The organism is Microcystis sp. 0824, assembly GCF_003112475.1.
GTDB lineage: Bacteria > Cyanobacteriota > Cyanobacteriia > Cyanobacteriales > Microcystaceae > Microcystis > Microcystis aeruginosa_C.
This window is the reverse complement of record NZ_BDSM01000024.1, coordinates 90,381-102,165: the sequence shown is the minus strand read 5'-3', so window position 1 is coordinate 102,165 and position 11,785 is coordinate 90,381. Positions and strand designations below refer to the sequence as shown.

At 40.4% G+C, this 11,785-nt stretch carries 14 protein-coding genes and 1 tRNA gene; 7 read left to right on the top strand and 8 right to left on the bottom strand.

Features of this window, described 5'->3' with window-relative positions; all coding sequences use genetic code 11:
- Window positions 1-343: 343 nt before the first annotated feature.
- Window positions 344-1,054: a Uma2 family endonuclease gene (locus N0824_RS09710; RefSeq protein WP_108936608.1), complete on the top strand. Its 711-nt coding sequence runs from the start codon at window positions 344-346 to the stop codon at window positions 1,052-1,054.
- Between the two features lie 144 nt (window positions 1,055-1,198).
- On the opposite strand, the gene grrM is transcribed toward N0824_RS09710, so the two are convergent.
- From grrM to N0824_RS09690, 4 genes are all read right to left on the bottom strand, one after another.
- A complete protein-coding gene (grrM, locus tag N0824_RS09705) occupies window positions 1,199-2,359 on the bottom strand; it encodes a cyclophane-forming radical SAM/SPASM peptide maturase GrrM/OscB (RefSeq protein ID WP_108936607.1) in 1,161 nt (386 codons plus the stop codon).
- 78 nt (window positions 2,360-2,437) lie between these two features.
- Window positions 2,438-3,559 carry a murein transglycosylase A gene (locus tag N0824_RS09700; RefSeq protein ID WP_108936606.1) on the bottom strand — a complete coding sequence of 374 codons (1,122 nt, stop codon included), beginning with the start codon at window positions 3,557-3,559 and terminating at the stop codon, window positions 2,438-2,440.
- 79 nt (window positions 3,560-3,638) lie between these two features.
- Window positions 3,639-4,970, bottom strand: coding sequence for a hemolysin family protein (locus N0824_RS09695; RefSeq protein ID WP_108936605.1), 1,332 nt, complete (start codon window positions 4,968-4,970; stop codon window positions 3,639-3,641).
- Window positions 4,971-5,002: 32 nt separating this feature from the next.
- Window positions 5,003-5,296, bottom strand: a complete 294-nt coding sequence (locus tag N0824_RS09690) for a hypothetical protein (protein ID WP_046662652.1) — start codon at window positions 5,294-5,296, stop codon at window positions 5,003-5,005.
- Between the two features lie 64 nt (window positions 5,297-5,360).
- On the opposite strand from N0824_RS09690, the gene N0824_RS09685 reads away from it, so the two are divergent.
- A tRNA-Ile gene (locus N0824_RS09685) sits at window positions 5,361-5,433 on the top strand.
- 37 nt (window positions 5,434-5,470) lie between these two features.
- Here the strand turns inward: N0824_RS09685 and N0824_RS09680 are convergent.
- Both N0824_RS09680 and N0824_RS09675 read right to left on the bottom strand, forming a co-directional pair.
- Window positions 5,471-5,674 (bottom strand): hypothetical protein, encoded by a 204-nt coding sequence (locus N0824_RS09680; RefSeq protein ID WP_233256404.1) that lies wholly within the window; start codon window positions 5,672-5,674, stop codon window positions 5,471-5,473.
- Window positions 5,675-5,701: 27 nt separating this feature from the next.
- Window positions 5,702-6,262 (bottom strand): hypothetical protein, encoded by a 561-nt coding sequence (locus N0824_RS09675; RefSeq protein ID WP_233256403.1) that lies wholly within the window; start codon window positions 6,260-6,262, stop codon window positions 5,702-5,704.
- Window positions 6,263-6,631: 369 nt separating this feature from the next.
- On the opposite strand from N0824_RS09675, the gene N0824_RS09670 reads away from it, so the two are divergent.
- The 4 genes from N0824_RS09670 to N0824_RS09655 all read left to right on the top strand — a co-directional run bounded on the left by N0824_RS09670 (window position 6,632) and on the right by N0824_RS09655 (window position 9,140).
- Window positions 6,632-6,952 (top strand): transposase, encoded by a 321-nt coding sequence (locus N0824_RS09670; protein ID WP_158269545.1) that lies wholly within the window; start codon window positions 6,632-6,634, stop codon window positions 6,950-6,952.
- A 172-nt stretch (window positions 6,953-7,124) separates the two neighbouring features.
- Complete coding sequence (locus tag N0824_RS09665; protein ID WP_233256402.1) at window positions 7,125-7,487, top strand: transposase; 363 nt, start codon at window positions 7,125-7,127, stop codon at window positions 7,485-7,487.
- 166 nt (window positions 7,488-7,653) lie between these two features.
- Window positions 7,654-7,878: a hypothetical protein gene (locus tag N0824_RS09660; RefSeq protein WP_199224901.1), complete on the top strand. Its 225-nt coding sequence runs from the start codon at window positions 7,654-7,656 to the stop codon at window positions 7,876-7,878.
- Between the two features lie 95 nt (window positions 7,879-7,973).
- Entirely contained in the window at window positions 7,974-9,140 is a 1,167-nt protein-coding gene (locus N0824_RS09655; RefSeq protein ID WP_108936603.1) for a cysteine desulfurase family protein, read from the top strand.
- Window position 9,141: 1 nt separating this feature from the next.
- On the opposite strand, the gene N0824_RS09650 is transcribed toward N0824_RS09655, so the two are convergent.
- Window positions 9,142-9,339, bottom strand: a complete 198-nt coding sequence (locus N0824_RS09650; protein WP_002784450.1) for a hypothetical protein — start codon at window positions 9,337-9,339, stop codon at window positions 9,142-9,144.
- Between the two features lie 329 nt (window positions 9,340-9,668).
- Here N0824_RS09650 and N0824_RS09645 point away from each other — a divergent pair, with 329 nt between their 5' ends.
- Window positions 9,669-10,610, top strand: a complete 942-nt coding sequence (locus tag N0824_RS09645; protein WP_108936602.1) for a TIGR04168 family protein — start codon at window positions 9,669-9,671, stop codon at window positions 10,608-10,610.
- Between the two features lie 150 nt (window positions 10,611-10,760).
- Here N0824_RS09645 and N0824_RS09640 read toward each other — a convergent pair whose 3' ends face one another.
- Window positions 10,761-11,702 (bottom strand): hypothetical protein, encoded by a 942-nt coding sequence (locus tag N0824_RS09640; protein WP_108936601.1) that lies wholly within the window; start codon window positions 11,700-11,702, stop codon window positions 10,761-10,763.
- Between the last annotated feature and the right edge of the window lie 83 nt (window positions 11,703-11,785).

Sequence of the window (11,785 nt, the reverse complement as noted above, 5' to 3'; positions counted from 1 at the left end):
AGACCTTTTTCAGCTTTTTTCACCTTCCTCCCCCATTACCCCATCTCCCCCACTCCCCCATTACCCCATCTCCCCCACTCCCCCATTACCCCATCTCCCCAATTCATAATTCATATAGCAATTCCCATAGTTGTGAGGTACAGAGTCTTAGGTTTTGAGGAGTCAGGAGTCAGGAGTCAGGAGTCAGGAGTCAGGAGTCAGGAGTCAGGAGTCAGGATTCAGGAGTTAAGATTTTGGTGTACCTCATGAGATTGGGAAACGCTATAATTCATAATTCATAATTCATAATTCATAATTATCTTGCTACAATCAGAAAACAACCATCTATTAAAATTAAAAGACAATGGTTAGTTATCTTGATATTGACGACGATCTTCTTTTCCCAGATAGTGATGGTCAACCGATGGCAGATAATACCGAACAATATGAGTGGATTGTTAAAATTAAGGAGAATTTAGAAATTATCTTTGCCGATGACCCTAGGGTGTTTATTGCCGGAGATTTACTCTGGTATCCTCTGCGTTCTACTTTGGTTTCACCGGTTGCTCCCGATGTGATGGTAGCTTTTGGCCGTCCCAAAGGACGAAGGGGTTCCTATCGTCAATGGCAGGAAGAAAATATCGCTCCTCAAGTGGTTTTTGAAATTCTATCACCGAAGAATACAAAAGCAGAAATGAGTCGAAAATTAGAGTTTTATGACACATATAGTGTAGAAGAATACTATTTATATAACCCGATGCGCTGTCGTTTACAAGGTTGGCAAAGACAGGGAGAAAATTTAAGAGAAATTATCCCCATCAATGACTGGATAAGTCCCCGCTTAGGTATGCGTTTTATCTGGGATAAATCTAGTTTAGAATTGTATCGTCCCGATGGAGAGAAATTTTTAACAACTGTTGAGTTAGAGTCTCAAATGCGTCAAGAAAAGAAACGTGCCGATAAAGAAAAGAAACGCGCTGATAAAGAAAAGAAACGCGCTGATAAAGAAAAACAACGTGCGGACCGACTAGCGGAACGCTTACAGGCGTTAGGATTAAGTTTAGAAGAAGAATAATCCCATTTTTCTTTATTCGTAGCAGACATGACCATCTCTGTCCTTACTTTGCAGAAATGGTATTTAGATCAAGTTTTTTTCATAAGTTATTAGTAAACAGTTATCAGTTTACTGATTACTGATAACTGATAGCTAAAAAAATCCCTAAACTTCTAATAAATTTTCTAGGCGATCAAGAACAATATCGGTGATACACTTAATTCGGTATAAACAGGCTTTAGTATCTGTGGAGTTGAAAGTGCCATTTTCCCAATATTTGTTACTACCGGCACCACCCCCACAAACCCCAAAATAATCGCAGTTTTGCCGACATAAATCGACTCCGCCGCGCATATCAGCGTAAATTTGTTGAAATTTCTCGGTTTCACAGATAGATTCCAGGGAATCGGTCAAAACATTACCAAAGATAAAATCGCCGTAGGGTTGGGTTTTAATCGATAGTAATTCCGGATCAAAGGTGGAAAAATTACCTTGATTATCAAAATTGACAATCATAAAAGGTCGATTCATATCGGTATTTTCTAAGCGTTCATCGGCATAAATCAAACTACAGATAGATTCAAATTCCCGCAGCTTAAATTCTCCTTGTTTAGCCGTGACTAACTCCCAAAATCTGGCGATAAACTGGCGATAACGTTGTTCAATACCTAATTTATCTAAGGAAGATTGTGAATGAATACCCTCGGTTTCTTCCATATTAAAAGCCACATCGGTAAGACCATGATCCCAAAAAAAGTTAAAAATTTCCTCGGGATAGTCGAGGGAATCTTCTGTTAAAACAGCGATAACACTCACATCAATTTCATGTTTTTGCAAGAAAGAAATCCCCCGCATCGTAGCAGCATGACTGCCAGTTCCCTTGCGGTTTTGCCGGTGGATATCGTGAATAAAGGCCGGTCCATCAAGACTGACTCCCACATAAACATCATGCTTTTTAAATAATTGACACCAAGCATCGTTAATATAAGTGGCGTTAGTTTGTACTGAATGACGAAAACAGTAACCCTGCTGATTATATTTCTCGCTAACTTCTGCAATTTTGGCGAAAGCACTTTCATAAAAACTGATGGGAACTGCCAAGGGTTCGCCTGCGTGCCAGCAAATGGTAAAATCATCTTGGAGAAAACGACTACTAAAAACCCTCTGAAAAATCGGCTCGATTAAATCTAAGGATAGGGTATTTTTTAAATGGCGATCGGGTAAATAACAGTAATCACAATTGAGATTACAAAAAGAAGTCGGCTGCACGACTACTAAAGTAATTGGACCACAATCCGACCAATCTATATTTATGGTTTTTTTCATGATTCTATTGTTTAAATTCTCACTTAAGTATGATAACTGATTCTGGGGAGTCTATCTTAATTTTACCTATACTATTTCCTATTCCCTCAATAATAAATAATATAATTGACCCGGAGTATTAATTAAACCGGCTCGCTCACCCGCATTTTTTCCTGTTCCCATAAAAATATCTACCCTCCCAGTACCTTTAATCGCGCTGCCAGTATCTTGATCGAGAACATAGCGACTCACTAATTTTTTATTAAGATTTTCCTGGGGAATTTCTGTCTCAATTACCGCTAAAGCACCGGGGGGAAAAATACTTTTATCTGTAGCGATCGATCTTTCTGGTAAAACTGGAACTCCAATACTACCAATGGGAGGCGCACCGTGGGTTTCTCGAAAGAAAATAAACCTATTATTGCGGGGAATGTAATTCTTTAATTGCTCAGGATTACTTCTGAGAAAATCCAAAACCATTGGTAAGGTTAACCCCTCGGCGGGAAAAATACCATCAGCAATCATTTCTTTTCCCAGACTTGTGTAGGGATGCTCGGTATTGCCATCAAAACCGATGCTCATAATTTGACCATTAGGTAAACGTAATTTTGCCGAACCTTGCACATGAACTAAATAAGCTTCTAGGCGATCTTTTAACCAGACTAACTCGTATCCCGCCAGACGGCTATTTTCCCCCAGTAAACCATCTTTTCCCTCTAATTCTACCCTAGCTGGATGGGGTTTAGACCAGCGAGAAAAGTTAGCAGGTCGGCGATAGAGAGGATATTTATACTCGGCGTTTTTTTGCCGACTTGCTTGATAAATTGGCTCAAAATAACCAGTAAATTTAACATTTCCCTGGCTATCATTACCCAAAGAACGATACCAAATAAATTCTTTTTTAACTGCCTTTTGTAGAGCTGCGGGAGTGGGAGAATTCTGCACTAATTGACGAAAACGTACTAAGGAACGCTGCACTCGCTGACGAGTTATTTCAGGAATAGGATAATTTTGATAGGCGCGGATCGCCGCCGAGCTATTCAGATAACGTAAACTATGATTGATCGCTTGTAGGAGGGTTTTTTTGTCGGTTAGCAGTCGTTCATCGTATCCCGTAGATGTTCCTAATTGTGAGATTTCAAAACGTTCTAGGGGCAAATTTGCGGGGGTGAGGGCAATTAATCCCAAGCTGAGGGGGAAGAGTGTCAAAAGGTGTTTCATGGTGACAGGAGTGGGCGACTATTGACGCGATTAACAATCAGGAAGGAGCCATGAGAAAAGTTGTTTCTTGTTTATATCCTTAGGATAGTTGTTGCCGATAAATCTTAATTTGTTCCAAGCGAGGGCCGACCTTAGAAATGATGGTAAATTCTAAATTTTGGTAATATAATTGTTCTCCCACCCTCGGTATTTTTTGCCAATGATGGAGGATAAAACCGGCTAGGGTTTGGTATTCATCGGCCAAGGGTAAACTTAAATTTAATGCTTTGTTCACGTCCTCTAAATTCATTTGTGCTTGTACGAGAAAAGTCGATTCATCGAGGAGTTGATATTTTACTGTTCCTGATTCATCCCTAGGGGAAAAAGTTCCCAGAATCTCGCCGATTAAATCTTTTAGGGTTAATAAACCGGCTGTTCTGCCAAATTCATCCACAATGATAACCATCTTTAAGGATGATTCCCGCATCACTGTTAGTAATTCATTTAAAGCAGTGGTTTCGGGGAAAAAACGCGCAGGTTTTAACCAAGGTTTAATCGGGGTTGTTAAATTTAACTGACCTTCGGCAAGGGGTAAAGCTAAATCTTTAAAATCGATCAGACCACGGATATCATCACCAGAATCTCCTTCCACAGGATAACAAGAATAGCCGCTGTTAACTACTTGGAGCAGTAATTCCTCAAAAGTTGCGGTCGAGGGAATAGCTATTAAACGGTTATGGGGAACCATGATTTCTGCGGCAGTGATTTCGCTAAACTGGAAAACATTATTTAAAATTTTCCTTTCCGCTGCTTCTAATCCCGTTAATTCCCCTTCCATGCTGATAATTAATTGTAATTCCTCGGAAGTTACCCGACTAGAACGCTGTAGATCCACTTCGGGGATACGGGTTAAAACCAATAAAAAACGAGTTGATTGATTTAGAATACCGATAAAAGGCTTAAAAATCCTGGAAATAACGCCAATAGGTGCGGCTAATAATCGCGCCATCGGTTCGGCATAAATTAAAGCTAGGGATTTGGGATAAAGTTCCCCAAAAACTATCTGGAGATAGGCCACGATTAAAAAAGCTAGACAAAGAGAGAAGCCATGGGAGAGAAGATTTTGCCAGTTTAAAGAAAAGGGTAAAAAACTTAGTAATTTCCTCACAAAAACGGTCATGGTACTCTCCCCGATCCAACCTAAAGCTAAACTAGAAAGGGTGATACCTAATTGGGTAGTGGAAAGTAAGCGATCGAGACTTCTTTGTAGAGATTGGACCGTCTGCGCTGGCACATCTCCCGCAGCCACTAGCTGACTGATGCGGGTACGACGGACAGACACAAGCGAAAATTCGGCCGCTACGAAAAAAGCATTGAGGACGATTAGTAAAAAGACTAAAATTAAACGAGTCAATAAATCCTGATTATCCATAGCGAAAAGGCAAAATTCGCCTTTTTTAAAGCCTATCCTTTGGTTTCGTCCTTTGATTGCGGTTGGTTTTTCTGTTGTTGCATATAAACTCTCACTCTTTTCAGCACCTCTTCTTCCTTCACGGGGATAAAAGTTTGATTGCGACCATAACTGGTGCGATCGTTGGTAAACTTTTTAGCGGGGTTGATATCCGGTTGACTGACCCCCTTCAGGGAAGCGATTCCTAATTGATAGGCTACCCAACCGCTACCGAAGCCGGCGGCTAACATGGCTACCATCAAAAGGAGTCCTAACTGCAAGGAGGTGCTGATTGAAAATTTTTTCATCTTGGTGGGTCCGAATTTTCACGTTCAGAGTAATTACCGATCTATAATGAGTTAATAGTATAACCCAGGGTTGGCCGAGCGGTTGAGGCAACGAACTCATAATTCGTGCTAGGCAGGTTCAACTCCTGCACCCTGGATAGTTTTGATGGCTTCAGGCGATCCACTTTGACTGCACTAGAGTAGGCGGCGGTGACAGATTACCTGACCATCTGCAGCTGCTTTGAGAACAGAAATACAATCATTAATTTTATCCTTTTCATTTTTCAGGAAAGCTAAAAAAAACAAGAATCCCGGTAGTGTAGCTTTTTTGATGAACGAATCAATTCCCCAATGCTGGGTAATAGCAAATCCTGTTTTGAAAAGCTGATAACAAATCATATAGTCATTGCCAAAAAGCTCGAACCATTAAAAATTTGATTTCCCCAAAACTTTGCGCTTTAAAACGAGAACACGAGGACGCGGAACTTGACTAGAAAATCCTAACCCTTCACGGAATATTTCTGGCATATAATAACGAACTGCATCTTCTTTATCCTTATCCTCATAAATCACTCCCATTTGCTCAAGAATATTGACTTGAGTGCCATTCAGATTAAACTGTTCTAGAGAAAAAGGAATTTTTCTATCACTATATTTAGGTAAACTTTCTTCTACCCAGCTTTTAAATATAGGATATTCTTCCTTAGACTCTCTAACTTTTTCTCGACTACAGGGTTCAAGCGCTCGTCGAATCGCTTGGGGAGGCAACAGTCTAGTATTCGACCATTTAGAAAATTGTATTTCTTCTTTTTTTTCTACAGTAATATTAGCAGCATAGTACAAAAATCTGACAATATTTCTCGCTTGCAGTCTTCCATTAAAATCGGTTAAAGCGGCAAAAATCCAATTGACTGACTTAGCTTCTTTAGAATTATCTGCTCCTAATTTTTTGCCCCAAAGTAGTTCTAATTTTTTTTCAATCTTCAATTGAACAGCGGAATAAATCCAGAAGTGTTTAACGTTGAGAAAAGTCAGACAAAAAATGCTATTATAGATAGAATCTAGACAACTTATTACCCTCACAATAGGGAGGTTGCCCTGATGACGAATTTCTCAAAACTCATAAAAGAGCTTCTCAAACTACTGCCTAAAAATGACTACCACGCTTTAGACACGGTTACATTTTTGTCCTGTTGGATTGGTTTTGCTTTAGATAAAAGCATCGTCAGTATGAGGGACTTATGCAGTCGAATGGTACTTCAAGAAATTAATGTAAATTTATCCACATTTTCTAAGGCAAGCAAAATTAGATAAATCAGCCCTTTTGAGGAAGTAATTATCGGATTAAATAAGCGTTTGGTTGCCAAAAAAGTAATAGAGAATGCGCGAGCTTTATTTCCTATTGACTCAACAATAATTAGCTTAACCAGTAAACTACTATGGTCGCAGGGATTGCATCAAGTAAAACTATTCTCTGGTCTTAATAGTATCACAACAGAGGTGGTCGGAATCTTCATACATTTTGGTCAAGGTCATGACTCGAAAGAAGGAGGAAAAACGATAGAAGCAATTCGTGTAAATAGAGTTGGCGTAATGGATAGAGGATTTGCTTCTAATCAAAAAATCCAAGCATTATTAGACAGCTATGACCAGCATTTTGTCTTGGCGAATTATTAGTTAATTATCAACAACTCAGAAAGCTGGTTTCTCATCAACAACTCAGAAAGCGGGTTTCTCAACAACTCAGAAAGCTGGTTTCTCATCAACAACTCAGAAACCCGCTTTCTCCGCTTTCTCTTAGCTTAGAATGGTAAGCCAGAGAAAGCTGTTTTCTAGAGATAAGATAAATATGCCCTATCGTCAGAATATCTTTCAAGCAGGACAATACTACCATATCTATAATCGCGGCAATAACCGTCAAGATATCTTCTTTGAGCGAGAAAATTATCTTTTTTTTCTGCGATTGGTGCGTAAATATCTGGTAGAAACGCTAGATGTTATTGCCTATTGCTTGATGCCCAACCACTATCACCTGCTAGTACGGCTGAAAAAAGCCGAGCTTTCTGCGGTAATGCAAGCCTTTTCCCTGTCTTATACCAAAGCCATGAATCGGCGATATGGGCGAGTTGGCTCATTGTTTCAAGGGCGGTTTCAGGCAATTCTAGTAAATGACACAGAGTATTTGTTGAATTTGTCGAGGTATATTCATTAGACCTCTTGCAAAAATCAAAAATCTGACCTTAGGTGAGGAGTCTCCGAGCCAGTATTCAGGAGTCAGGAGAATTAAGAATGAGCATTAATCAATTAAATGCTCTATTTAGGGCTTTTATGCAATTTTATGTCTATTTTTCTCATTTTTGCCCTCTCAAAAATTAATTATGCAAGAACTCTATTGTAATCCAGTGAAAGCGGGTTTGGTGAGTCAACCACAGGAATGGGAATTCTCCAGTTTTCGCGAATATGTGGGATGGCGAGAAGGAACACTACCCAATCTGGAAATTATTGTCGCGATTTTAGGCTCGATGGCTGCTTGTCGTTCATTTATGATGATGGATATAGATGTCATCTCTCCAGAGTTAAAGGGGCTGTTGTTAGATGAGTAGGTAGAAACCCAAGAAACCCGCTTTCTAATCTCCTTAAGCCGCTAAACTGAAAGTAGCTGCCTGTCTTTGCTTCTTATCGGCCAGATTGTAAAATAATGCAAATTTATCTTGACTATAGTGCCACTACCCCCACTCATCCCCAAGTAATCGAGCGGGTTGCCACTATTCTCCGGCATCATTGGGGCAATCCCTCCAGTTTACACACTTGGGGACAGGATACGGCGACAGTCATCGAAATGGCCAGAGAACAGGTGGCAGGGTTAATTAATGCCAATCCAGACCAGATTATCTTCACTTCTGGCGGCACGGAAGCCGATAATTTAGCAATTATCGGGGTTGCTCAACAGTATAACCGCCCCCGTCATATAATTATTTCTAGTGTGGAACATTCGGCGATCGCTGAACCCTGTAAACAATTAGAGCAGCAAGGTTGGCAAATTACTCGTCTTCCCGTCAATCGTCAAGGTAGGGTGAATCCTTTAGACCTAAAAGCCGCAATTCAAAGCGATACGGTCTTAATCTCCATTATTTACGGACAAAGTGAGGTGGGAACCCTACAACCGATTGAAGAATTGGGCAGCATTGCCAGGAAAAGGGGAGTTCTTTTTCACACCGATGCGGTGCAGGTGGCGGCAAGATGCGATATTGATGTGCGGAAACTGCCCGTAGATTTATTATCTCTTTCCAGCCATAAAATTTATGGAATGCAAGGATCGGGAGCTTTATACGTCAGAGCCGGTGTCGATATTCTACCATTACTGCGGGGCGGTGGTCAGGAAAAAGGTCTGCGATCGGGAACCCCAGCCGTACCAGCGATCGCAGCTTTCGGTTTAGCGGCCGAATTAGCCCAAAAAGACTTAATTAGCGAAAAAATGCGTTTAATCGCCCTACGAGATCGATTATTTGACCTCTTAGCCGATTATCCTTATCTGCTGCCCACAGGAGACCGATTCTATCGTTTACCCCACCACGTCAGCTTTATTGTCCGTCCGGACGATAACAGTCACATCACGGGAAAACAGCTAGTTCGTCAGCTTAATTTAGCAGGAATCGGCATTAGTTCCGGATCCGCCTGTCATAGTGGCAAACTTTCCCCTAGTCCAATTTTAAAAGCTATGGGCTACAGCGATCGAGAAGCATTAGCGGGAATTCGTTTAACCCTGGGAAGGGACACCAGCGCGGCCGATATCGATTGGACGGCTCTAGTATTAAAACAAGTGATCGATCGCTGTTTATCTGCTTTAATTGTTAGCAAGAGTTAGTTTATCCCTCAAATTGCCCTTCGATCAAGATAATTTCGCCAAAATCGGGAATCCATGCCACCCAACGGCCCTGATCCTGTTCACAGAGTAGTAGCGCTTCATCAAAGCTGTATGGAGAGGGGAGCATTCTGAGTTGTACCCATGTGTTTGCTTGGGGGCGAGTAACAACGGCAGTAGTGCGGTATTGTAGTAAGGACATACACAGATCACCCTGATAATTCTGTATCTAAATTTACAAACAAACCGATGACTGTGGATAACTTTGTTTTAAATCTTTACATCTTTACCAGAGTTCTTGCAAAATTAATTTTTGAGAGGGCAAAAATGAGAAAAATAAGCATAAAATTGCATAAAATAACCAAATAGAGCATTTAATTGATTAATGCTCATTCTTAATTCTCCTGACTACTGACTACTGGCTCGGAGACTCCTCACCTAAGGTCAGATTTTTGATTTTTGCAAGAGGTCTATTTATTCGGCCAATCCTAGCTATGATCGTTACTGGTAAATGATAGTTAATAACTGGTAATGGTAAGTTCTTTCCCTCGCACCTATAAAATCGCCGTCATCGGTGACGTTCACGACCAATGGGAAATAGAAGATAATTTAGCTTTAGAAGCTTTACAAGTGGATTTAGCCCTATTTGTCGGCGATTTTGGCAATGAATCCCTAGAAATTGTCGGTCGGATTGCTAGTTTGTCCTTACCAAAAGCCGTTATTCTCGGTAATCATGACGCTTGGTATAGTGCCACCCCCTGGGGACGAAAACAATGTCCCTACGATCGCGATCAAGAAGATCGTGTCACCGCCCAGTTAGAATTATTAGGGGTTGCTCATGTGGGTTACTCAAAACTAGACTTACCCAGTTTACAGCTTTCGATTGTTGGGGGTCGTCCCTTTACTTGGGGGGGATCCGAGTGGAAAAATGGAGAATTTTTTCAAGAACGCTATAATATCAGCAGTTTTGCCGAATCTACTGCCACAATTATCGCTAATATTCAAGATACTGCCTATAATAACCTGATTTTTTTAGGTCACAATGGTCCGGCTGGACTGGGAAAGGAAGCGGAAGCTATCTGTGGTCGCGATTGGCAACCCTTGGGAGGGGACCACGGGGATCCGGATTTAGCGGCGGCCATCGAACAAGCACAGCTATTAGGAAAACAGGTTCCTCTCGTCAGTTTCGGTCATATGCACCACCGTCTCCGTCATACTACTTCCCGTTTACGCAATCCCGTGGTCACTTCCGAGATGGGAACTGTTTATCTGAATGCTGCTAGTGTCCCTCGCATTCTCCACTCTGATACGGGTAAATCTCGCAATTTTTCCCTAGTCACTCTTGAAGAAGGTCTAGTCACAGAAGCATCTTTAATCTGGTTGAACGATAATTTCGAGATTATCAGTAATAGAAAACTTTATCACTCCGGAGCATCAATCGATCGCCTATCTCCCCAATCTTGTTATTCTTAAGTTTTGAAAATAGACCTTTTCTTAATCTTATGCGGTACGACCACTAATATCAGTTATCAGTTATCAGTTATCAGTTATCAGTTAACTGTTTACTGATAACTGAAAAAAAGCTCCCCAATTCATAATTCATAATTCATAATTCATAATTCCTTATAGATAGTTAATTTTTTGAGCGATTAGAGGTAAAGCAAGAGCGATAGCAACACTAACAATCATACCGATAAAAGCTTTCAAGGCATCCCCTAAAACCAATTTACCCGTGGCGGCTAAATTAGGGGTTTCTCTGGTTAAAGTCAGAGAAATTTCTCGACCTCCTAATAAACCTAAAAATACCCAAGTGGTACTCATGGGAATATGATTATAGCCAACAAAAAACAGTAAAATTAGGCCATAAATCAAGTTAATAATTGTTGCAGAACGCGGATCATGGGCGTTAGTTTTGCTAGTGACAATTTTCTCAATTTGACCCCCGTGATTAATAAAAATGATGGTTTGCAGGAGTAGCATAACTGTTAGAGATAAAACTAACCATGTTGCCGCTAACTTTCTGGGAAGATAGGCGAAAATATTAGCAAAATCTTGCATTAACCATTGACTCCAGAGAAACCCAGTAGATAACCACTGTAAAACCACCCAGATTTTTTGAGGTTCTTTATTAACTGTTTCTAGGAAAAAGTTTTCTAATCGATAAATAATTCGATAGATGACTAACCCCACTATAACAGCAAGAGCATAACCCCAAGCGGATTTAATTAACATTTCATCTAGAGATTGGGGAGCAAAAACTGTTAAAACCAAAAAGGTTGTACTCACGGGTATTCCCCAAGTGGTGAGAATTAAAATTGCTAAGGGAGGAACGATATAAATCCAAGTAAAATTTTCTGGGAAGGGAATCATTTCTAGTCGATTATAGGCCACATCTCCCCGATTAATACACCAACCAGCGATAAAAATCGAGGCTAAGATTATACTGGAATACAGCCATAAAATCCACCAGGGACGTTCTTCATTGGCACTTAAAAAAGTCCCTAAAGTTTGTAGGGAATCGTTAGCAACGATTGCATAAGCTGATAGGATAAAGCCAGCAATCATAAAAAAATTACTCATAGACAGTGGGAATTATGAATTATAAATTATGAATTATAAATTATGAATTATGAATTGGGGAGAATAAA